The organism is Algibacter sp. L4_22 (assembly GCF_023473045.1).
Taxonomy (GTDB): domain Bacteria; phylum Bacteroidota; class Bacteroidia; order Flavobacteriales; family Flavobacteriaceae; genus Algibacter.
In genome coordinates, this window is the sequence record NZ_JAMCOK010000001.1 from 373,632 (window position 1) to 396,695 (window position 23,064).

Annotated in this window: 18 protein-coding genes; 3 read left to right on the plus strand and 15 right to left on the minus strand. The window is 32.9% G+C overall.

Going from position 1 to position 23,064, the window contains the following annotated elements; genetic code table 11:
- Positions 1–68 precede the first annotated feature (68 nt).
- The 4 genes from M4I23_RS01605 to M4I23_RS01620 all read right to left on the minus strand — a co-directional run bounded on the left by M4I23_RS01605 (position 69) and on the right by M4I23_RS01620 (position 4,048).
- Positions 69–275, minus strand: coding sequence for a helix-turn-helix transcriptional regulator (locus tag M4I23_RS01605; protein WP_158846247.1), 207 nt, complete (start codon positions 273–275; stop codon positions 69–71).
- 3 nt (positions 276–278) lie between these two features.
- Complete coding sequence (locus M4I23_RS01610; protein ID WP_249753200.1) at positions 279–848, minus strand: DUF2975 domain-containing protein; 570 nt, start codon at positions 846–848, stop codon at positions 279–281.
- Between the two features lie 251 nt (positions 849–1,099).
- Positions 1,100–2,194, minus strand: a complete 1,095-nt coding sequence (gene bioB, locus M4I23_RS01615; RefSeq protein WP_249753201.1) for a biotin synthase BioB — start codon at positions 2,192–2,194, stop codon at positions 1,100–1,102.
- Positions 2,195–2,227: 33 nt separating this feature from the next.
- The gene (locus M4I23_RS01620; protein ID WP_249753202.1) at positions 2,228–4,048 is read right to left on the minus strand and encodes a TonB-dependent siderophore receptor; all 1,821 of its coding nucleotides are present in this window, start codon (positions 4,046–4,048) and stop codon (positions 2,228–2,230) included.
- 71 nt (positions 4,049–4,119) lie between these two features.
- Between M4I23_RS01620 and M4I23_RS01625 the strand changes: the two genes are divergently transcribed.
- Entirely contained in the window at positions 4,120–5,628 is a 1,509-nt protein-coding gene (locus M4I23_RS01625; protein WP_249753203.1) for a PLP-dependent aminotransferase family protein, read from the plus strand.
- On the opposite strand, the gene M4I23_RS01630 is transcribed toward M4I23_RS01625, so the two are convergent.
- From M4I23_RS01630 to M4I23_RS01650, 5 genes are all read right to left on the minus strand, one after another.
- On the minus strand, positions 5,607–6,065 hold the full coding sequence (locus M4I23_RS01630) for a DUF2007 domain-containing protein (RefSeq protein WP_158846257.1): 459 nt from the start codon (positions 6,063–6,065) through the stop codon (positions 5,607–5,609). The genes M4I23_RS01625 and M4I23_RS01630 overlap by 22 nt on opposite strands.
- A gap of 21 nt (positions 6,066–6,086) precedes the next feature.
- Entirely contained in the window at positions 6,087–6,569 is a 483-nt protein-coding gene (locus M4I23_RS01635; RefSeq protein ID WP_249753204.1) for a hypothetical protein, read from the minus strand.
- Entirely contained in the window at positions 6,562–7,800 is a 1,239-nt protein-coding gene (locus M4I23_RS01640) for a S41 family peptidase (RefSeq protein ID WP_249753205.1), read from the minus strand. The genes M4I23_RS01635 and M4I23_RS01640 overlap by 8 nt, the downstream gene beginning before the upstream one ends.
- A 123-nt stretch (positions 7,801–7,923) precedes the next feature.
- Positions 7,924–9,336, minus strand: a complete 1,413-nt coding sequence (locus M4I23_RS01645) for a flotillin family protein (RefSeq protein ID WP_158846263.1) — start codon at positions 9,334–9,336, stop codon at positions 7,924–7,926.
- 3 nt (positions 9,337–9,339) lie between these two features.
- A complete protein-coding gene (locus M4I23_RS01650) occupies positions 9,340–9,909 on the minus strand; it encodes a hypothetical protein (RefSeq protein WP_158846264.1) in 570 nt (189 codons plus the stop codon).
- A 567-nt stretch (positions 9,910–10,476) separates the two neighbouring features.
- Here M4I23_RS01650 and pheS point away from each other — a divergent pair.
- Entirely contained in the window at positions 10,477–11,496 is a 1,020-nt protein-coding gene (pheS, locus tag M4I23_RS01655; protein ID WP_249753206.1) for a phenylalanine--tRNA ligase subunit alpha, read from the plus strand.
- Positions 11,497–11,567: 71 nt separating this feature from the next.
- On the opposite strand, the gene M4I23_RS01660 is transcribed toward pheS, so the two are convergent.
- The 6 genes from M4I23_RS01660 to M4I23_RS01685 form a co-directional block, all read right to left on the minus strand.
- Positions 11,568–11,891 carry a DUF4286 family protein gene (locus M4I23_RS01660; RefSeq protein ID WP_158846268.1) on the minus strand — a complete coding sequence of 108 codons (324 nt, stop codon included), beginning with the start codon at positions 11,889–11,891 and terminating at the stop codon, positions 11,568–11,570.
- 78 nt (positions 11,892–11,969) lie between these two features.
- A complete protein-coding gene (locus tag M4I23_RS01665; RefSeq protein ID WP_249753207.1) occupies positions 11,970–13,745 on the minus strand; it encodes a tetratricopeptide repeat protein in 1,776 nt (591 codons plus the stop codon).
- Between the two features lie 221 nt (positions 13,746–13,966).
- Positions 13,967–14,398, minus strand: coding sequence for a TerB family tellurite resistance protein (locus M4I23_RS01670; protein ID WP_158846282.1), 432 nt, complete (start codon positions 14,396–14,398; stop codon positions 13,967–13,969).
- A gap of 221 nt (positions 14,399–14,619) precedes the next feature.
- Positions 14,620–16,416 carry a YfiR/HmsC family protein gene (locus M4I23_RS01675; protein ID WP_249753208.1) on the minus strand — a complete coding sequence of 599 codons (1,797 nt, stop codon included), beginning with the start codon at positions 16,414–16,416 and terminating at the stop codon, positions 14,620–14,622.
- 4 nt (positions 16,417–16,420) lie between these two features.
- Complete coding sequence (locus tag M4I23_RS01680) at positions 16,421–19,072, minus strand: TonB-dependent receptor (RefSeq protein ID WP_249753209.1); 2,652 nt, start codon at positions 19,070–19,072, stop codon at positions 16,421–16,423.
- A 53-nt stretch (positions 19,073–19,125) separates the two neighbouring features.
- Positions 19,126–19,527, minus strand: coding sequence for a response regulator (locus tag M4I23_RS01685; protein WP_249753210.1), 402 nt, complete (start codon positions 19,525–19,527; stop codon positions 19,126–19,128).
- Positions 19,528–19,694: 167 nt separating this feature from the next.
- Between M4I23_RS01685 and mfd the strand changes: the two genes are divergently transcribed.
- The gene (gene mfd / locus M4I23_RS01690; RefSeq protein ID WP_249753211.1) at positions 19,695–23,045 is read left to right on the plus strand and encodes a transcription-repair coupling factor; all 3,351 of its coding nucleotides are present in this window, start codon (positions 19,695–19,697) and stop codon (positions 23,043–23,045) included.
- Positions 23,046–23,064 lie beyond the last annotated feature (19 nt).

The following is a 23,064-nucleotide window of genomic DNA, read 5'->3' on the forward strand; positions in this document are numbered from 1 at the left end:
GAATCTTTGTGTTGTAATATTTATCAAAAATACATTTTTAAACTAGTAACATCAATTGGTAAACAATATTAATCTTCAACATATTCCAAAATATCTGCTGGTTGGCAATCTAGAGCTTTACAAATGGCCTCTAATGTAGAGAAACGAACAGCTTTGGCTTTTCCAGATTTTAGTATCGATAAATTAGCTGTAGTGATCCCAATAATTCCGGCTAAGTCTTTACTTTTCATATTGCGTTTGGCAAGTACGACATCTAAGTTTACAATAATCGGCATCCGTTATATAGTTAAGTCATTTTCTTGTTTTAAGGCATACCCTTCTTTAAACATCTCACCCATAATAAATGCTAATAAAATTAAAAACAAAGGCGTTAATGAAATTCCAAAGCCATGAAAATACCCTTTATTAAAATTCATTATTTGGAAACTGGTTAGCAAAGCATAAATAAAAATAAATTTACCAATGCGCCTAAAAGATTTTATATTGTCCTCTTCAAAAGACTTCACTTTTTTTACTGATTCTAAAATCTTTTGAAACTCTTTTATACTTAAAAATAAAACCAATAATATTCCTGATAGTTGAAAATAGCATAAATATAAAGAAAAGGTCTTTATGTTATCTAAAGTATAAATATTAGTATCCGTACTTTCAGATTTCAATATAGAGCGGGATGATATAAAAAAATCTGTACTACCAGCATTAATCGTCACCTCCTTGCCCTTATAATAATCTCTATCCATCTGTACATGAACAAAAACAAAGGTTAAACCTATAAAAAATACAATGTAACCAAGTTTTATAAATTTACAAAGCACAATCGAAATGTTTAAAAGTCTATTTTTAGTCATGATAAAATTATTGTTATTCGATAACAAATATATAAAAATTATTGATTAACAATAATTTTTTATTAAAAAATAAATTATAAATCTTTGGGCGTTACCCGAAAAGGGTCGGGCTTTCCACTAAAAGTTTTGGCTCGATGCGCGCCTCGCCAAAAGCTACCGCTGCAATCCCTAACGCAAAAAAGCCCACCAATAACACCTTTTAACTTGCTATCAACAAACTTTCTTATAAATTCATCCTCTAAAAAAAAGCGCTATTTAATCAATTTCCCTTTCTCCTTAGCCAACTCGTTACGTTCAATTTTATGTTCTGGGCGTGTCCATTTTGGTTTTTCACCTAAAGATTCAAATTCAGAATCATTAGCCTCAACCGTTTGTGGTTGCACTTTTTTAGTAAAAGGTTTTTGCGGATTCAATCCTAATAACTCGAACATTTTCATGTCTTCATTAACATCAGGATTTGGCGTGGTTAATAATTTATCGCCAGCAAAAATAGAGTTTGCACCAGCAAAAAAGCACATAGCTTGTCCTTCTCTACTCATTAGCGTTCTACCTGCACTTAAACGCACTTGGGTTTCTGGCATAACAATTCTAGTGGTTGCTATCATTCTAATCATTTCCCAAATAGAAACTGGTTTCTCATCTTCAAGCGGCGTACCTTCAACAGCAACAAGCGCATTAATTGGTGTAGATTCTGGTTGCGGATTTAAGGTAGAAAGTGCAACAAGCATACCGGCTCTATCTTCAATATTTTCGCCCATACCAATAATGCCGCCACTACAAACCGTTACATTTGTTTTTCGCACATTATCAATAGTATCTAAACGATCTTGGTAACCACGGGTAGATATTACTTCTTTATAATATTCCTCAGAAGAATCTAAATTATGGTTATAGGCATACAAACCAGCTTCTGCTAAACGCTGTGCTTGGTTTTCGGTAATCATACCTAAAGTACAGCAAACCTCCATGTCGAGTTTATTAATGGTACGCACCATTTCTAAAACGTCGTCAAATTCTTCACCATCTTTTACATTTCGCCATGCGGCACCCATACAAACACGAGAACTTCCACTTGCCTTTGCGCGTAACGCTTGCGCTTTAACTTGTGGCACCGTCATTAAATCGTTTCCTTCAATATCAGTATGGTAGCGTGCTGCTTGCGGACAATAGCCACAATCTTCACTACAACCACCTGTTTTAATAGAGAGCAACGTACTAACCTGAACCGTGTTTGGATCGTGATTTAAACGATGTACAGTAGCCGCTTCGTATAGCAATTCCATTAACGGTTTATTGTAGATTTCTAGAATTTCTTCTTTGGTCCAATTGTGCTTTGTATCGCTCATAGGTTTCAGTTTTTATTCTAATAAAAAGTTGAATTAATTTAAACTATATCGCATACCAAACAACAAATTACTTGGTGGCATAGGCACAAAACCAGCTTCAATATAATCCGCATCGAATATATTGCTCGCTGTTATAGTAAACTCTAACTGCTTTACATTAACCACTAACGAAGCATCCCAAACATTATAGCTATCACCAGTGGTACGCTGTGCATGTTTGTAAATAATATTCTGACTTACATTTTTAAACAACTGTGTGCTTAAACGTGTTGTAAAATGATGCTTTAATGTGTTTAAAGAGTAGCGTGATAATTCTTTATTCTGGTTTAAAATATCATCTTCTAAAAAATTATAACCAACAGCTAATGTTTGGTTAAAGGTGTTTAGCCTAAAATTATAAGCAGCATCAACCTCTAAACCTTTAGTATTAACCTCTGTAATATTTGTTGCTACATAACTCGTTTCTGTAGTATTTAAACGAACAAAATCAATTAAGTTTTTTGCATCTCTATTGTAAACAGCAACAGAACCAGAGAATTGAGGTGAAAAATATTTAATTCCAATTTCTTGAGAAAAAGCTTCTTCTACTTCCAAATCTGGATTTCCAGTAGTACTTGGGTCATTATAATACAAATCAGTATACGTAGGTATTCTATAAGTATAGCCAATATTTCCATATGCTTTTAAAGCATCACTTATTTTGTAGCCAACATCTAAACCGGGAAAGGAATAAAAATCAAAATCAGAAAAATAAGTCACCGCAACGCCAGGCGTAATATCTAATTTATTATCCAATGCTTTAAACTTGTGTTCTAAAAACAATGTCGTCATAAATCTATCGCGATCGCCTAAATTATTACTAGTAATAAAATCTTCCGAAATATCGATACCAAAACCAGTAACACCTACTTCAGATCTGTACGACCCGTTAACCTCAGCTCCTATTTTATTAGAGATATGTAAATTTCTATAAACTGTTGGGTCATTACGTAAATACACATATTCGTCTTGGTTTCGTTTCCAATAAATACGCGGTTTAATGGTTAATTTTTCTGTTTGAAACTTCGTAGAAAATGCAATTAGACTATTTTGAGTTTCTTCATACTGTTCCGTTGCACTTTCTCTTGCATAAAAACCGTTTGCACCAAACTTACGTTCTTGGAACGTTGCTACCATTTCAATAGCTTTTTTGTTTTTATTGAAAATACTTTTTATAAAATAATTACTATTATCATAATCTGTATTGTGTCGGTAACCAGCCGAAGACATTTTATCCACATGCACAATATGTGATGAATTCTCCAAATCTGTAGCAATAGTAACACCACCGTTTAACTGACCGAACGAACCTGTTTCTGCCTTAACAGAAACCGTATTGTTTAATTCTTTTTTAGTAACAATATTAATAGCACCATTAAAAGCATTTTGCCCAAACACGCGTGCAGCGGGTCCTTTAATAATTTCAATACGCTCAATAACCTCAATTGGCAATGCTGCATTCATGGTGTGATGCCCTGTTTGTACATCGTTCATTTTAACACCATCTATAAGTAACAGTGTTTGATCGAAACTTCCGCCTCTAATATATAAATCGGCCTGACTTCCTGCTGTTCCACGACGTCTTACGTCTATACCAGCCACTTGTTGCAGTAAATCTGCTATATTATTGGCAGCACTATTTTTAATAGCTTCCGAAGAAATAATATTTATAGTTCTTGAGTTTTCTTTAAACGGAAGGCTTATCCTTGTCGATGAAATAACGATAGTATCTAAATCTTGTTTTTGCTCCTCTTTTTGCGCATGTGACATGAATGCACATAAAATAAAAGTCGTTAAAGCGAATGTAGTCTTCATAAAATGATTTGTTTATAACGTTGCAAAAGTCGTAACTTTCCGGACGAGTAACATAGTCCAGTTTTAAAACAATGAATAGTCCGGTTAATAATTTATTAAAACAATTAATACATTTTAGCAAATGTACTTCACAACCCGTGTATATTCAAATAGCACAGCAAATTATAAATGCTATTCAACGTGGCTATTTATCTATAGGTTCCGTATTACCAGGAAGCCGTGTTTTAAGTCAGACATTAAAAATCCATAGAAATACCGTTGTCGCTGTTTACGATGAGTTAGCCTCTCAGGGTTGGGTAGAGATAATCCCCAATAAAGGGACATTTGTTTTGGTTCCAGAGCAAACTACGGCAACCATTAAAGCTACATCTCACCAAATAGATCAGGTGTATCAATATCCAAAAACCACTGGTTTCCCTTTTCAACCTTCGTTTAATCTGGCATCTACATTACAAACAACAAAGGCTAAATATAGTATAAACGAAGGTAATCCGGATTTAAGACTACACCCTGTTCATGAATTCTCTAGATGGTATAGTGCCGCAATGAAACGAAAATCATTAATTTCAAAATGGAATAGAACCACTCCATTATTAGATTCAAAATTTGAAACCCAACTGGGTAATTATTTAAATGCTACCAGAGGATTTCATATAAAACCAAGTAACCTTATAAGTACACGAAGTACAGAAATGAGTTTATATATTGTTTCTCAGCTTTTAATAAAACCAGATGATATTGTTTTGGTTGGGCATTTAAGCAACTATGCAGCTAACATGATTTTTCAGCAAGCTGGTGCTAATATTAAAACAATTCCTGTTGATGCCAATGGTTTAGATGTTGATTATATAAGAACTCATTTTGTAAAAGGTAGTATTCGCTGCGTGTATGTTTGTGCCCATAGGCATTACCCAACCACAGCAACACTAAGTGCAGAACGGCGCCTAAAACTTTTAGAACTAGCTAAAACATATAAGTTTGCCATTATTGAAGATGATTACGATTACGATTTTCAATATAAAGGATCTGCTATGTTACCCATGGCAAGTGCAGACGGTCATGGAGTGGTGGTTTATTTAGGAAAACTGGGACAATCGTTATTCCCAAGTTTTCAAACTGGGTTTGTTATTGCACCCGAAAGTTTAATTTCTGAAGCAAAAAACTATTTACAGTTATTAGATAAACAAGGCGACATGATACAAGAACAGATACTTGCCGAATTAATTCATGAAGGTGAAATATACCGCCTCATGAAAAAAAACATCATAGTTTACAAGCAAAGACGCGATAGTTTATGCAGGTATTTAAAAACCTATTTTGAAGATATTATGACTTGGGAAAAACCATCTGGCGGATTAGCAATATGGTTACAGTTTAAACACAAGATTTCATTGGTTAAATTAGCTGAAGAAGCAGAAAATTACGACTTATTCATTCCAAAAACAATACTCTACCAAGACAGAGATACTTGTGCTATTCGTTTTGGTTTTGGGCAGCTAAATGAAGAAGAAATAGAGTCGGTAATTAAAAGTTTAAAAACCGCTTATGATATTGTAGCTCAAGGTTCTGTTACAACATAAATAGGGGCTACTTCTTTTAAATCGAATTCCGTTTTACAATCTTCACATCTATATTTATGCTTTGTGTAAATTGGCAAAGCAGACATGATAATATTAGTTAGGAAAGCAAAAATAAAGGCAAAAAGCGCTTTGAAATCCTTTATTGTGGAATAAAGTTCAATTTTTTCACTTTTGCAATTCGGGCATTTTATGGCATTGCCTTGGTTATCTAAAGAGAATTTGTTTATCGAATTTAAAATCTGTTCCGCTTCTTCAGCTTGATTCGATAATACTTTCAATTTCACACCCCCAATAGCATTGCTAACCAAGGGATCTGTATCTATAGTAAGATTATCGAATAAAAACACCTGAATACCATCGGCCTCTAAACGTCCTTTTATAATTTGTGCCTCGGTAGAATACTGAAACCTCGCAATGGTTTTAAAAGTGTCTCTCATGCGTCTTTATTTTAGTCAAACCTATAACCATTTAGATACTCTTTCAGTCGCATCTAAAACATCAATATTTAATACGTCCGCTATATATTTTGCCTTTTCAAAAGCATCACTTATATCTTCTGCAAGATAAACCTCTATTTTATTATTTCTATTATAAAACAAATTTAATTTATAAACTTCATTAGAAAAATTAGCTGAAGCTCCCATACCTTGAACCCGTTTATTTTCTTTAGTTTTAAAAACTGAAACATATTCTATATAAGGCAAATCTTTCCAGACTCCAAATTTTATACCCATTATGGAATATATTTCTCTATATTTTTTAGAAGCCAAATCGATCTCTGATCCTTCTCGAAGCATTAGAAAAACACCAATTCCAGATAACACTAAATTAAATACATTATTTGTTATTGCTCCAAAAATACCTACGCAAAACAAGACAACCCCAAAAACAAGTTTCATGGTTGATATTTTTCTCAAATGATGTAAAATATTATTATTCATTGTTTATTAATTTAATCCCTTTCTCCAATACCTCATCTTTCATAGCAGAAGTTTGACTTATAAAATGTGTTGGCACATACAACTCTCTAGCTATACCATTAATATGAAAAAGTCTTTCTGTAGAAATTCTATAGCCATACGTTTGGTTTTTAAACGAAAAACTACTGACACCTCCTGCTAATTTTTCCATTTCGGAACCTACAATTTCACCACGCCGCATGCCCTCGAAACCAATAGCTAAACCTTCCCCCATACTTCCAGTCCATCGCCCAACTAAAACTACAACTGGTTTTTTATATGTTTCTCCACGTGGTTCTACGTATTCTATCCAACTACGTGTTATTACCGGATTTACATTCGGGTTATCTTTAGATTTTTCTAAAAACAAATGTTTTTGGTATGGTTTTGATTCTTCTATAAATCTACCCATAATACCTCGAGCAACATAAGAGTTTCCACCATCAACCGTATTCCTTAAATCAATAATTAAGCCTTCGGTATCCATTAAACTATCGAGCGCTCTATCAAATTCCGTTACTAAAACATCTTTTCCTAAAGCATTATTAATTCTAATAACTCCAATGTTATCAAATCTTTTAGAAGTTAAATAATAAGGTTCGACCCTAATTTGTATTTTATCCAAATCTAATGTTGTCGTTTTTCCACTTTTCAACTTTAAAGTTAAAACCCGAGGCTCATTATACTGGCCAGCTAAAACTTTATTTGCAATCCATTCGCGTACAACTTCATTATTTTTATCACTACAATGCGTTGGGAATTTCTCAATGGCTTCGCTAAAATCGACAGTATTTATCTTGAGAATTTCTGCTTCGATAATTTGGGGAACCAATCCTAATATTTGTGTTTTCCATACACTTGAAACCAAAATTTTTCCGTTTTTAACAGAAGCATAAATTGGAGCACTTAAGCGGTAAGATGATGATCGGTTTGTATTTAAAATAAGATGACTATCGTAAAACTCATTTAATAAATACTCAAACAAAAGCACAGTTTCCTCTTCTGTTTTCACATATTTTATTTGGCTCTCGTAATAATCTCGAATGCAATTTAAGTCAACTTCTTTGTCATCCAAATACACATAATTAGTCTCTAAGTCGCCAATTATTTTATTTAAATCTTCTTTAATTTTAGAATGATTTATATAGTTTTCCTGCGAATTGATACAAGAAAAATTAAATACAACTAAAAAAACTAAAAGGAATTGCTTCATTTGAATTTATATAAAAGATTAATAATACTAAAAGCAGCCGAAGCTTATAAATAAAAACTCTGCACTAAAAATAATAAAAATCATCATTTTTAGGCAGAGTTTATAAAATAGAATCTTTAATGTTTATTCTTCTACTACAGTAGTATCATCTTCAACATCCTTAACAACATCTTTTCCTTTTAAATACTCTGGTAATTGCATACCAGCCATATCGAACATTTCTTGTAAAGGTGGTACAGATTTGTACATACCTGAAAGGAAATTAGCAGTTGACGATTTCCCGTCTTTTCCGCCACCATTTTCCCAAACAGTAACTTTATCGATTTTAATATTTTTAATCGCTTCAGATTGCATTCTTACTAACTCTGGTAATTTATCAGCAACTAAAAGTAACACGGCATCTTTAGAGTTATTTCCGGCAGCTTTTACAATTTGATCTAAACCAGCAGCTTGTTTCGTTAATACTTCATATAAACCTTGTGCTTCTGCTTGTGCTTTAAATAAAATACCATCGGCCTCACCTTTAGCAAGACGTCTAGTTCTTTCTGCATCTGCTTCAGCATTAATTTCCACTTTCTTTTTATCAATTTCAGCAGGCACAATAATATCTGCCATTTGAGAAGAACGTTCACGATCTGCTCTCGCGGTTTCTGCTAATTGCTCTGCAGCATAAGACTCCTCTAATGCTTTTGCACTTTGCACTTTTTCTGACGCATTAGCCACACGTTCTGCTTCTGCTTCACGTTGACGACGTAAAGAATCTGAATTTGCAACAGCAATTTTAGCGGTATTCTCACCCTCAACAGCTTGTGCATTTGCAGCAGCAACTTGAGTTCTTTCATCTTGCACAGCATTCGCCTCACCAATAGATCCATCTCTATTCTTTTCTGCCACAGATTTACGTGCCGCATTAATAGCGTGAGCCGCAGCTTCTTTACCAAGTGCTTCAATATATCCAGACTCATCAACGATATCCGTAATGTTTACGTTAATCAATTTTAATCCTACTTTCTTTAACTCCATTTCTACACTTTGAGAAATATTAGTTAAAAACTTATCACGATCATTGTTAATCTCTTCAATATCCATAGAAGCCACAACTAAACGTAACTGACCGAAAATAATTTCCTGAGCCAATTCTTGAATTTCGTTTTGACCTAAACCTAAAAGACGTTCGGCTGCATTTTGCATAATACCCGGTTCTGTAGACACACCAATTGTAAAACGAGATGGCACGTTTACACGAATATTTTGTTTAGAAAGTGCATTTACTAAGTTTACCTCTATAGAAATAGGAGTTAATTCTAGAAATTCGTAATCCTGAATTACTGGTAAAATAAAAGCGGCACCACCATGGATACATCTGGCAGATTGCCCGCCACCAACTTTACCATATACTACTAGAATACGGTCTGAAGGACAACGTTTATAGCGCCTAACTAATACTATAAAAAATAAAAAGACAAATAGAATAGCTGCAATAACAGCAATTGGAAGACCTAATTGAAGATCTCCTTGTACAAGTAATGATAACATAGATTATTGGTTTAATTGTTCTACTATTAAAATGCCGTTTTTGGTTACATCTTTTACAGAAATTACGGCACCAGATTTTAAATCGGTTTCGGAGTCGGTTAACGCTTCTAATTCACGTAAAGCCCCTTGAATTCTTACATGAGCCTTACCTATTGTGGAGCGTTTTGCGCCAATGGTTAAATATACTTCGCCAACACCACCAATGGCATTTTTAAATTCTAATGTTCCGCTGTCGTTAAGTTTTTGCATAAAATAAAACATGGCAGCCATAATAGCCATCATAATTAAACCACATACAAAAGAAACAACTATGGTTATTGGTTTAGAGAATCCTGCATCCATACATGCTATACCGCTCCAACCAAAAAGAGTAAAAAAGCCAACTAAGTTTTTAAAGGTGATAAACTGAAATCCAACACCAGCATCTGCATCCAAATCCGTTTCACTTTCAAAATCACCAGAATCCCCACCTAGAAAAGTTGTGATAATAGTTATTAAAAAAATAAAAGATCCAATTAACGAAAGTCCCCAATAAAATTGTTCGAAAAACGCTAAACTTGAAAACCATTCCATAGCTTGAGATTTAAAAAATTAATAAATAATTTTGATTTAAATGTAAGACCTTTTTTATAACCGAACAATTAATTTTAAGAGTATAGCAAAAACTACATCCTTTCTAAACATTACATCGATAATAAAAATGTTTCTCACCTAATTAAGGTATTTTTATTTCCTACAAACATCATACTAATGCTTAAGCATTAAATAAGCAAATAACACCTTACTGGCTCAAAAGTCTAGATCCAACTTCATTATATTAGTAGCTTGAGCCCACTATTTGTTACAAAAAAAATTTCGATAAGTTATATTTCTGTAATAATTCTTACTATATCAACAAAAAAATCGATGAGAACACTATATCTCTCACCAAAGTTTACACACTCAAAAACCATTTTATTTATTATTTAAAAACATAAAAACTCGATTAATTTGGGCGTTACCCAAAAAGGGTCGGGCTTTCCGCAGTCGCTTTTTTGTGTTGCATAGGTGCAACAACACAAAAAGAGCTTCAACAAATGCTTCAATCCCTAACGCAAATTTGGATAAAATCATTAAATTTGTGCACACTTTGAACAAGTCATGATAGATAAAATAAAAGAACTTATTGCAGAAGCCGAAGCTTTTAAAGCACAATCTAAAGAAGAGGTAGAAGTATTTAGAATAAAATATTTAGGTAAAAAAGGTTTACTAAACGACTATTTTTCTGAGTTTAAAAATGTGGCGAACGACCAGAAAAAAGAATTTGGCCAAACCATAAATAAGCTTAAAAAAACAGCCGAAGATAAAGTTAATGCTTTAAAAGCAGAACTAGAAAGCACTGAAGAAGTAAAAGGTGTTTACGGCGATTTATCTCGCCCAGGCCAACCTGTTCAAATTGGAGCACGTCACCCTATTTCTATAGTTAAAAATCAAATTATAGATATCTTTTCACGTATTGGTTTCAATGTAAGTGAAGGTCCAGAAATAGAAGATGATTGGCACAACTTTACCGCATTAAACCTACCAGAATACCATCCGGCGCGAGATATGCAGGATACGTTTTTTATTCAAACAGATCCCGATATTTTATTACGTACACATACCAGTTCGGTACAAGTACGCTATATGGAAAACAACCAACCGCCTATTAGAACTATTTCTCCAGGGCGTGTGTATAGAAACGAAGCAATTTCTGCTCGTTCTCACTGTTTTTTCCATCAATTAGAAGGTTTGTATATTGATAAAGATGTAAGTTTTGCCGATTTAAAACAAACACTACAACATTTTACAAGTGAAATGTTTGGGAAAAGCGAAATCCGTTTACGTCCATCATACTTTCCGTTTACAGAACCAAGTGCAGAAATAGATGTGTATTGGGGCTTAGAAACCGAAACCGACTATAAAATAACTAAAGGTACAGGTTGGTTAGAAATTGGTGGTTGTGGTATGGTAGACCCAAACGTTTTGGAAAACTGCAAAATAGACTCTACCGAATATTCTGGTTTTGCTTTTGGAGTTGGAATAGATAGAATTGCAATGTTATTACACCAAATTGGAGATATTCGCTTACTAAGTGAAAACGATGTCCGTTTTTTAGAGCAATTTAAAAGTGCATTATAAATAATAGATATTATAAACAAAAAAAAGCCTTTAAAATTTAATTTTAAAGGCTTTTTTTTGTTTAGGTTTTACTATTTAAAATTAACCGTATACTCATCTACTATTTCTAGCTCGGTATGGAATGAAAGCAATTTATCTGCAAATTTCTTAACACCTTCTGCTCTAAACTTATCAGCATCATCACGAATATAAGCATCTAAAGCTTCGCGGGAATACGAACGATATTGCACCGAGTAACTTACGCCTCCCATATCTTCTTCTACCAAAATTTTGCTCAGTATTGCTTTTTCAAATTTCCCAGTTCCTAAAACTTTCGGAATATGCTCTTTTATCCAAGTTAACCATTCGACTTCTATAGATTCGTCGATGTTTGAAGTTACGTTATATATTATCATAGTTTCTAATTAAAGTCCAAAATTAAAGCTCCAAACTGCAATACCCAAATAACAACGCGCTTAATTTAATATTAGCAATTAGTTTATGGCATCACCACGTAAAGCTCTAAATTTCTTTCGAGCTTCAATAAAATATATACTATCAGAATGATTGAAGACAATCTCTTCATAAAGTGGTTTTGCTTTATCAGGTTGTTCTAAATACTTTACGTATAATTCAGCTAACTTAAATAATGCATTATCAATCAAAATGCCTTCCCTGTAATTTTCTATAATTGCTTTATAATTGCTCGCAGCCTTTTCAAACTGTTGTTTTCCTTCAAATAATTCGGCTTGCTTATACAAGGCTTGAGGAATAATAGGCTCGGTTTTATGTTCGTTTAATACTTGATCTAACAAATTAATAGCCTCATCATTTCTATTCTGAAAAGCCAACAAATCTGCCTTTGCGTATAGTTTTAAAGCTGTTTGCAGTGAATCTTCATATTTATTATCCGATATTAATAATTTCAAATCAAGCGCATCATTAGCTGTTAATTGCGAAGTCGATGCTTTTAAAATTTTAAGTTGGGATTCCGCCCATTTAAAATCACCTTTATAATAGCTTGTTTTAGCAACTTTATAACGAGCTTCTTGAGAAATAGAACTGTTTTTTAAATTCCGCTGAATTTGTGTATAATAAATTAAAGCTTGGTTAAATTTTTCTTGAAGCACCAAAATATCGCCCAATTCTAATTTCACCTCAGCCTTTTGAAACTTGGTTAATCTAAGCTCCAAAGTGTTTTCTAAAAAAGAAGTCGCTTTTCCTGTTTCATTCTTATAAAATGCTAAAAAATGAGCATAAGCTATTTGAAGTTTTAAAGTTTGCGAAACCGAGCCAAAAGCATCAAACAACTTTAAATATTTAGCTTCTATCTCACTGTAATTCTCTTTATTATTTACATTAGTTTCTAGCTGAAGTAAATGATAATTTGCACTAACTTGAGTTTCTATATCTTGTGATTTTTCAATAATAAATTCGTAAATTTCTTTAGCTGTTTCCTTTTGCTTTTCACTAGTTGCAATGGTGGCTAAATCGGCTATTCTATCTAAACTCTCGGGTGCTCGATTAAAAATTGCCTTTTCTTGAACAAATGCTTTCTTGATATCTTTTTGCTGAACAAACAACCAACTCAACAACTCGTTCCATAATAAATTAGGTGCTTGCTGCGCTTTCTTTAACAAAATCTTTCGGAATAATATATTGTTTTCACTTTGAGAATCTTCACTTATAAAATCATTAATTGATCGCTTTATATTGTTCACGGCAAACGGATTAACTTCAACATAATCAATATAACTCACAAACATTTTTTCAATTTTACCTTGCTCACCAAACAACCGAGCCAATTGTAAATTAAAATTATACTCTGGGTTTAACGCCATACCTTTTTCATAAGCCACTATAGCTTCATCTAACAAATTATATTTTTGAAAAACTTTAGCTACCGCAAATGCATTACTAGTTTGTAAATCGATCGTTTCTAAAGCTTTATTATATTGAAGTCTTGCATTTACAGTATCTTTTTGTAATTGAAAATTATATCCCAACTCCACAATAAAACCAGCATATTTTACACGATTACTAACTTCTATCAAAAATGCTTCGGCCTCGTCATATTGTTCTAATTGCTGATAAGTTTCAACAATAGCATCAATATTAGCAATACTTGTAGATGGTTGAGCATATATTTTTTTATACTCTACCAAGGCTTTGTTAAAATCACCGTTTTTAAAGTACTCTTTCGCCAAAATATCCGATTGCGAAAAGGTACTTACACTTATAAACAGGCATAGTATTAAAAAAATTCTCATGTTGTAAATATAACAAATGCGTTTTTGTAGTGTTGCAATCTTAGATGTTTTTTATAAACCACTCCAAATCTATCAAGGTCAATCAAATTATTATTTTACATCTGGAATTCTCATCCATAGACTTACCAAACAACTTAAAATATGCCGAATACGAAAGTTTATAACACAAAAAAAGCACCCTAAAAGGGCGCTAATATTATAAAGTAGATTCTTAAAATATATTATTTATTCATATTTTTTATAGCATCCTTAAACACCTCTAAACTCACATCATCATTAACTAATACTAACGCCTTATCCACAATATACTTTACGTTTTCAGTATGAAACCCTATACCTAAAGCTATTTTTCTAAGTAAAACCTCTTCGCGGTCGTGTTTTATTTTATCTACATAAACCATACGCGTTAAATCATACAAACGCTCTAAACGACGTTCATAAGACGTTGGTGGATTAATAGGGTGTTTTTTATAATTCTCCAATATAAGATTATAATCGGCCTCACCAATATCTAAACGGCGTGCTAAACGCTGTAAAAATGCTTTCTCATCATCAGAAATAACTCCGTCACCCATTGCTATTTTTACAATTGCAGCAAAATGATCTTCATTACGCTTTTTAAAACCACTATCAAATAAATCTGAAAACGACATATATTTCTCTTTTTTTTAGTGATGCAAACCTACATATTTTTTTTAATATTTTAATCCGAAATTTCAAATATTTGGGCGTTACCACAAGGGTCGGGCTTTCGGTAGTCGCTCTCTTCGAGGAGCTTCAACAAATACCTCAATCCCTAACGCGGAAAGAATTACTGTAAATTTGTTATTCAACTATATAAATTAACCCCCTTCTTAGTTGCTAAATGATGGCTTTATTTGGGTATAGTAAAGAAAAATGTTGTGCCCTTATTTAATTCAGATTCAAACCAAATTTCTCCACCTAAAGATTCTACTATTTTTTTACAAAAGGAAAGACCAATACCTGTGCCCTCGTATTCTTCGCGAGAATGTAACCGTTGAAAAATAGAGAAAATTTTATGTTTATGTTTTTCTGCAATACCAATTCCATTATCCGTTACCTCAAATTGCCAAAAAGCTTTATTCTGCTCTTCTAGAATAAAGGTTGTATAATTAATTGTTACTTGCGGGCTTACTCCAACTTTTTTAAATTTGATAGCATTATTTATTAAGTTTTGAAAAACACCTCTAAGTTCTACTTTGCTACCAGATACGGTAGGCAAATCTTGATATATTATTTTGGCATTAAAGCGCGTAATAGCATTTGCTATATCAGATGTGATTTCATTTAATAAATCATTACAATCAACATTAGTCTTATCTTTAGATTTACCTAATTTAGAATATTCGAGCAAGTCGTCTATTTGCGTTCTCATGCGCTCACTAGATTTATCTATAAAATCCATACTAGTCATAGCATCCTCGTCGAGCTTGTCTTTATAATCATCCTTTAAGAGGTCTATAAGTCCAGAAATAGTCGCTAATGGCTCTTTTAAATCATGACTTGTAATATATGCAAATTCTTCTAATTCCTTGTTTTTAGAAGCCAACGTAAAAGATTGGTTATAAATGGTATCGTTCTTTTGTTTTAAAACATTATTTAATCGCTTTGTACTGTAATAATTTTTAAAAAGCACCCATCCAAATATTAGAGCAAACAATATCAATATTAACAATAAATAGTTAACAGTACGCTGTGTATTTAGTTTTTCACTAATAGCCCTAGCCTTTACTTCTTCATTTAGAATATCTTCTTTTTGTTTCGCTAGAGTTGTTTGTTGTATCTCAATTTCACTATTACTTAACACAATTTGCTCTTTCTGTTTATTAAGAGAATCTATTTGTTTAAGAATACGATGTTCTAATTCTTTTTCTATAATTAATTTATCGGAGTATTTTTTCTTTTGAAATTCTGAAATCGAGATAAGCTCTTTGATTTCAGTTTTTTGATTAACCAAAGATTGGTCTTTGGCTTTTAGTTTATTTTCATTAATGCTAATAATCTGCTTTTGAGATTGTATTTCTTCATCTTTAAGCTTAACACTATCTTCCGCTTTAGATAATTGATCTTTGGTTTTGGCTAATGTGTTTTCTGAGTTTTGGAAAAACTGTTTCCATTTTTCTATAGATGAAATGGCGTTTTTCCGAAGATTAAAAAGAGCTGAAATATTATTGCGCTGCATAAGATTTTCATTGATTTCATACTGAAAATCATTTCCCACATTAACAATGTTTATCATAGAAGAATTATAAGGATAATTCTCAGTGATTAGTAATGTATTATTCCCTGATATTTTATTTAAAATATAATCAACATCAAAATTCTTATTGTAATTAGTATAAATAATATCAACATTTTCAATATCCTTTACACTGCTAAAACCAACCACCTTAACGGGTTTGTTTTTAATTTGTCTTTTTTCTGCTAGACTTTTTAAATCTATAATAGTTCGGTCTTTTCCTAAAACTCCAATAATAAATTCAGAGCTTATATTAGTATCACCGTAACTTGTTTGCTCTGCAATATTGAAAATAAAAATAGCGCGTTTAACACGCTTTACCTGCTCAATACTCGTGTTTTGAGAATAAACTTGCACAGAAGTTATATAGAATACTATAAAAACACATTTTATTAAAAAATTAGATTTCATAACATTATAAGCGTAATAAAATTTTAGCAAAGTAATTTGCGCCATTTACACCAAATTGCTGTACACGTCTGCTATAAGTTAAACTACCATTTACAGTGTTTGCAGAGTGTGTATGCTTATTTGGATATATATTAAAAACATTATTGCACCCAACAGTTGCTTGAAACCAATTCTGGTAGTTGTATGTTAAATATAGATCGGTAATAAACTTTGGATCGAATTTTTGGTCACGAGTCTCAATATTACCCGAAAACTCATTTAGTACCCAATTACTAGAATCACCATCGTCTGGATGGATATATTTTACGCTTCCAAAATAAGTACCTACTATATTAAACTTGAAATCATTAATTTCATAATTTAAATAAGAGTTTACTTTAAAGTTTGGCTGAGCAGACTCTATTCTCGAACGCTCCTCTCGATTAAACAAAGATTCAACATCGTTATTTACCATATTAACTTTAGTAACTTCCGTTTTAGTGAAATTTGCAGATAGCTTCCCGTTTAATTTACCTGCCCCTATTTTATTTTTATAATTAAAAGACATTTCTACACCATTAGTTCTAGAGTTTATGGCGTTAGTAAAAAACTGAGCAGCAGTAACATTAAAAGGAGATAATAATTCCTCATAACCTTCATCAAATTGTCCAGATAACACAATACGATCCTTAATATTTATATTATAATAATCAAAAGAGAGGGTATATTTATTTTCTATTTTAGTGCTTAAACCAAAGCTAAAGTGTTTCGATAATTCTGGTTTTAATTTGCTTACATCAAAAGCATCGGAAACCAAAGTACTTTCATGATTAAAAGTACCGACCTGGCTAATATCTCCATCAAAAAATTGTGTACTAATTTTTTGAAAAAACACTTGATGCATAGATGGCGCTCTAAAACCTGTGGAATAACTTGATCGTAAAGATGTCTTTTTACCTAACTTATATCTAGCAGAAAGTTTCCAAAGCGAATTTTCTCCAAAGTCATTATTAGACTCATAACGAAAAGCCGCTTTAATTAAAACAGGTTCAATAGGTTTTAATTCTACATCTACATACCCAGAGGCGTTAGATCTATAACGAATAAGCTCATCCTGAGGTTGGATTCCTGGAAATACTTGGGCTCCAATAATTTTAGGTTTTGAAATGCCATTTTCATCAGTATAAATTTCACCACCATCGATATAAGAATCTTCTTCACCAGAAATTATTTCATAACGCTCTACACGTATTTCTCCTCCAAAGGCTAAGTTAAGCCCATGCATGATATCGAAAGGTCTACTAAAATCTAAATTAGTCGTGTTAAGCTGGTATTGATAGCCACCAGATTTAAACGTTCTAGGCGAAATAAGTCCAAGTGAAGCATTGTTAGAGTTGTTAACAGTAAAATCTATACTGTTAGAACCCATAGAGTGACTAAAATCTAAATCCCAATCGTTCTTTTTTCCTCTAATCCCAACCGTCATGGCATCGTCCTGTATGTTTGTAAGTATTTCTGGTGAAAAGCCATCTGGATGAAGCTCCTCAACCACGCGATCAACCTCTCTAGGAAATCGATAAAATCCTTTAGATGTGCCTTCTCTAGAATTACGCCCACCAAAAAAATACAAATTGGCTTTATCAAAGAGTAATAATTCACCATTAAAAGCTAACGCAGAATTTCGGGTAGCCGCACTACCAACTTCCATGACTTGTTTATCGTCATAACCTGTTTGACCGAAAAAATCATTTTGCGATATTAATTGATTATCAAGCACATCGTCATCATCCACATAAATATTCCCTGTATAATCTCCTGCTCTATTAGTTGCACTTCTATCTCTAAATTCTCCAGTTATATTTATAAACCCCGTATTACCAATTTTTAAACCGAAATTACCACTAAAGTAATGGTTAACACCGTCTTTCTCTTGGTTAATTTTAGTTCCTGTATCAATATCTATAACATCGGTTTGTTTTTTAAGTATAATATTTATAACACCAGCAATAGCATCAGATCCATACTGCGAAGTTGCTCCATCTTTTAAGATTTCAATACGATCTACAGAAGCTACAGGTATAGCATTAAAATCTGTACCAACGCTTCCTCTACCAATGGTATTGTTAACATTTAGCATTGAAGATGTGTGACGTCGTTTCCCATTAATTAAAACCAAAACTTGATCTGTCCCTAAACCTCGTAAAGTTGCAGGATCTATATGGTCTGTACCATCAGAAACGGTTTGTTGTGTAGAATGGAACGACGGTACTAAATAATGTAACAATTGTCCTAATTCAAAATGAGAAGAATTGCTTATTTCTTCGGGAGTTATAATCTCAATAGGCACTGTTGTCTCCAACGCAGACTGTGGTTTAGAGCGTGTACCCAAAGACACGGGTTCATCTGCCGAAAACCCAGTTTCCAAATGGAAATCAACACGAACCTCATCTCCTACTTTAAGAGATATAGCCTTACTTTTACTGTTATACATTATAAAAGAGGCTGTTATAACATAATCTCCTTCTTCAAGATCAAGTTTAAAATCTCCGTTTATATTAGTTGTTGTTTGAGTTTCATAGCCCTCAACACTTACTAAAGCTCCAGGCAATACACCAAACGTATCAGATATGTTTCCTTTTACAGATGCTCTATTTTGAGCATAAATAGTCGTATTCACAAAAAAACAAATGAATAAACATATTAATAGAAACCTCCTTTTTTCCATGTGGATTACTTAACAAAGTTTAAAGCCTCATCTAAAAGAGTTGTAGACAATGGCTTATTAATATAGCTATTTATAAAACTTGAGCTATTTGCTTTTTCTTGATCCTGCGGGTTAGATGAGGTTGTTAGCATAATAATTTTAATGCTAGAAGTAAATATTTTATCCAATTTACTATATTCCTCAATAAACTCCCAGCCATTCATTGCTGGCATATTAATATCTAGAAAAATAACATCCGGTTTTTTAACTAAACCATCCATCGCTTTTTGTAAATAAACTAAAGCATCAGCGCCACTGTTTACAGATGTAATAGAGTTAAATGTATTGTGCTTTTTTACTATTTTTTCGTTATAAAAGTTCGTGAATTTATCATCATCGATGAGCAGGGTAGACTGAAGGGATTCCATTGGGAGATTTTTGCTATTTTTTTAAATTCTCATCTAAAATTTAGATAAAAAATGCAAAGTACTCAATAAGGATTAAATTTTGTACAATTTTCTTAAAAAAAACACAAAAGAGTCTAATTTTAAAAAAATATTAAAGCCTATATTTGTAACCGTAAAACCATAATTAGGTGAGTAAATCTATCCTCTCGCAAACGTATTTACAGACTTTGCAAAAGCAAAATCTGCAAACTGCTGTTGCCAAAAACGAAAATAAAATACATTTAACTGGCCTTGTAGGCTCATCGTTATCCTTTATAATATCAAGTATTTTTAAGGAAGCCGACAAGCCTTTTCTTATGGTTTTTGACGACAAAGAAGAAGCCGCCTTTTATCTCAACGATTTAGAGCAACTTTGCAATGATAAAGATGTGCTTTTTTACCCAGGAAGCTACCGTAGACCATACGAAATAGAAGAAACAGACAACGCTAATGTATTATTACGCGCAGAAGTTTTAAACCGCATAAACTCACAGAAAAAACCAGCCATAATTGTTACTTATCCCGATGCCCTTTTTGAGCAAGTTGTTACTAGAAAAGAACTAGAACGTAACACACTAAAAGTAGCAGTAAACGATAATTTATCAATAGATTTTGTAAACGAAGTCCTTTTTGAATACCAATTTAAGCGTGTCGATTTTGTTACCGAACCTGGTGAGTTTTCAGTACGTGGTGGTATTGTAGATGTATTTTCATTCTCTAATGATGAACCTTACCGAATAGAATTTTTTGGAGATGAGGTTGACAGTATCCGTACTTTCGATGTAGAAACTCAGCTTTCCATTGATCAAATAAAAAAAATAAACGTTATTCCAAACGTTGCCAATAAATTATTAGACGAAAAACGACAAAGTTTTCTAAAATACATCGCCGATAAAACAGTTATCTGTTTAAAAAATGCCGATTTACTTTTTTCTAGAATCGACGATTTTTACAATAAAGCAGAAATCGCTTTCAGAAATTTATCTTCGGAAATAAAACAAGCCGAACCAAAGGAGCTTTTCTGCAATTCAACCTTATTAAAAAAACAATTACTAGATTTTTCAATTATCGAATTTGGAAGCTCGTCTATAATGACGAAAATTGGTAGCGTAGTGCAAAAAATAGAGTTTAAAACCACTCCGCAACCATCTTTCAATAAAAAATTCGATTTATTAATTGAAGACCTAAACAGCAATCATAACAAAGGCTACACCAATTATATTGCCTGCGTAAGTGAACAACAAGCCAAACGCTTTCATGATATTTTTGATGATGTTGAAGGTGAAGTCTCCTACCAAACCATCGTGCTTTCTCTATACCAAGGTTTTGTGGATCACGATACAAAAATAGTATGTTATACCGATCATCAAATTTTTGAACGTTACCATAAATTCAATGTTAAAAACGGCTATGCAAAAAAGCAAGCCATTACCTTAAAAGAACTTACAAACCTAGATATTGGCGATTATGTAACACACATCGATCATGGTGTTGGTCGTTTCGGCGGACTTCAAAAAATAGATGTTGAAGGCAAAAAACAAGAAGCTATTAAGTTGGTTTACGGCGAGCGTGATGTACTATATTTAAGTATTCATTCCCTTCATAAAATCACTAAATTTAATGGTAAAGATGGCAAACCTCCCAAAATTTACAAACTTGGCAGCACCGCTTGGAAAACTTTAAAACAAAAAACCAAAGCCCGTGTTAAGCATGTGGCATTTAATTTAATAAAACTTTACGCTAAGCGGAAAACAGAAAAAGGCTATCAATATAATCCCGATAGCTACATGCAACATGAATTGGAAGCATCTTTTATTTACGAAGACACACCCGACCAAAGTAGCGCAACTGCCGATATTAAAGTCGACATGGAAAGCGAACGCCCTATGGATCGTTTAATCTGTGGTGATGTAGGGTTCGGTAAAACCGAAGTAGCAATTCGAGCCGCTTTTAAAGCCGTAGATAATGGTAAACAAGTCGCTATTTTAGTACCAACTACCATTTTAGCCTATCAGCATGCAAAAACATTTCGTGAGCGTTTAAAAGATTTCCCTGTAACGGTAGATTATGTTAATCGTTTTAGAACTGCAAAAGAAAAACGCACCACTTTAGAAGGATTAGAAAAAGGAAGTGTTGATATTATAATCGGCACACACCAACTTGTAAATAAAAATGTAAAATTTAAGGACCTCGGGCTTTTAATTGTAGATGAAGAACAAAAGTTTGGTGTTGCAGTAAAGGAAAAATTAAAAACACTAAAAGATAATGTTGATGTCTTAACGCTAACCGCAACGCCTATTCCGCGAACGTTACAATTTAGCTTAATGGCAGCCCGAGATTTATCTGTTATTACTACGCCGCCTCCAAACCGATATCCAATAGAAAGTAATGTTATTCGTTTTAACGAGGAAGATATTCGTGATGCCGTGAGTTATGAAATTCAACGTGGCGGACAAATTTTCTTCATCCATAATAGAATTGAAAACATAAAAGAAGTTGCTGGTTTAATTCAACGTTTAGTCCCAGATGCTAAAATTGGTATTGGCCATGGTCAATTAGATGGTAAAAAACTAGAACAACTCATGCTATCCTTTATGGATGGCGAATTTGATGTTTTGGTAAGTACAACTATTATTGAAAGTGGTTTAGACGTACCAAATGCCAATACTATTTTTATAAATAACGCTAATAATTTTGGTTTAAGTGATTTACACCAAATGCGTGGTCGTGTTGGGCGAAGTAACAAGAAGGCTTTTTGCTATTTTATTACGCCAGAATACTCGGCTATGACGGACGATGCCAGAAAACGTATAACCGCATTAGAACAATTTACAGAGTTAGGAAGTGGTTTTAATATCGCTATGAAAGATTTAGAAATTCGTGGTGCTGGCGATTTACTTGGTGGAGAACAAAGTGGGTTTATTAATGAAATTGGATTCGATACCTATCAAAAAATATTAAGCGAAGCTATTGATGAGCTTAAAGAAAATGAGTTTAAAGACTTATATGATGAGCCTGAAGAAGATCGCGTTTACGTAAAAGACGTGACCATCGATACCGATTTCGAACTTCTTTTCCCTGATGACTATGTAAATAATATCGCCGAAAGATTAAGCTTATATACACAGCTAAATAATTTAAAAACTGATGCTGAATTGCTTACATTTGAAACAGAATTGATTGATCGTTTTGGAGAATTACCAATACAAGTGACCGATTTATTAAATAGTGTCCAAATAAAGTGGTTAGCTACCAAAATTGGTTTCGAAAAAGTGATTATGAAACAAGGTAAACTTATTGGTTATTTTATTAATGACCAACAAAGCAACTTTTATCAAAGCCCTGGTTTCACCAAAGTATTACAGTTTGTCCAGAAAAATCCTGGAGCCTGTAAAATGAAGGAAAAACAAACTCGAAATGGTTTAAGATTAATGCTAACTTTCGAAAAAATAAAAACAGTAAAACAAGCACTAAGCGCCTTACAACCTATTGTGGCTTAATTCTTGTTTCATTTTAAAA

What these genes read in the sequence shown, in the direction of transcription:
- M4I23_RS01605 (WP_158846247.1), bottom strand. Translation starts at nt 275, where the DNA reads ATGCCGATTATTGTAAACTTAGATGTCGTACTTGCCAAACGCAATATG.
- M4I23_RS01610 (WP_249753200.1), bottom strand. Translation starts at nt 848, where the DNA reads ATGACTAAAAATAGACTTTTAAACATTTCGATTGTGCTTTGTAAATTT.
- bioB (WP_249753201.1), bottom strand. Translation starts at nt 2,194, where the DNA reads ATGAGCGATACAAAGCACAATTGGACCAAAGAAGAAATTCTAGAAATC.
- M4I23_RS01620 (WP_249753202.1), bottom strand. Translation starts at nt 4,048, where the DNA reads ATGAAGACTACATTCGCTTTAACGACTTTTATTTTATGTGCATTCATG.
- M4I23_RS01625 (WP_249753203.1), top strand. Translation starts at nt 4,120, where the DNA reads ATGAATAGTCCGGTTAATAATTTATTAAAACAATTAATACATTTTAGC.
- M4I23_RS01630 (WP_158846257.1), bottom strand. Translation starts at nt 6,065, where the DNA reads ATGAGAGACACTTTTAAAACCATTGCGAGGTTTCAGTATTCTACCGAG.
- M4I23_RS01635 (WP_249753204.1), bottom strand. Translation starts at nt 6,569, where the DNA reads ATGAATAATAATATTTTACATCATTTGAGAAAAATATCAACCATGAAA.
- M4I23_RS01640 (WP_249753205.1), bottom strand. Translation starts at nt 7,800, where the DNA reads ATGAAGCAATTCCTTTTAGTTTTTTTAGTTGTATTTAATTTTTCTTGT.
- M4I23_RS01645 (WP_158846263.1), bottom strand. Translation starts at nt 9,336, where the DNA reads ATGTTATCATTACTTGTACAAGGAGATCTTCAATTAGGTCTTCCAATT.
- M4I23_RS01650 (WP_158846264.1), bottom strand. Translation starts at nt 9,909, where the DNA reads ATGGAATGGTTTTCAAGTTTAGCGTTTTTCGAACAATTTTATTGGGGA.
- pheS (WP_249753206.1), top strand. Translation starts at nt 10,477, where the DNA reads ATGATAGATAAAATAAAAGAACTTATTGCAGAAGCCGAAGCTTTTAAA.
- M4I23_RS01660 (WP_158846268.1), bottom strand. Translation starts at nt 11,891, where the DNA reads ATGATAATATATAACGTAACTTCAAACATCGACGAATCTATAGAAGTC.
- M4I23_RS01665 (WP_249753207.1), bottom strand. Translation starts at nt 13,745, where the DNA reads ATGAGAATTTTTTTAATACTATGCCTGTTTATAAGTGTAAGTACCTTT.
- M4I23_RS01670 (WP_158846282.1), bottom strand. Translation starts at nt 14,398, where the DNA reads ATGTCGTTTTCAGATTTATTTGATAGTGGTTTTAAAAAGCGTAATGAA.
- M4I23_RS01675 (WP_249753208.1), bottom strand. Translation starts at nt 16,416, where the DNA reads ATGAAATCTAATTTTTTAATAAAATGTGTTTTTATAGTATTCTATATA.
- M4I23_RS01685 (WP_249753210.1), bottom strand. Translation starts at nt 19,527, where the DNA reads ATGGAATCCCTTCAGTCTACCCTGCTCATCGATGATGATAAATTCACG.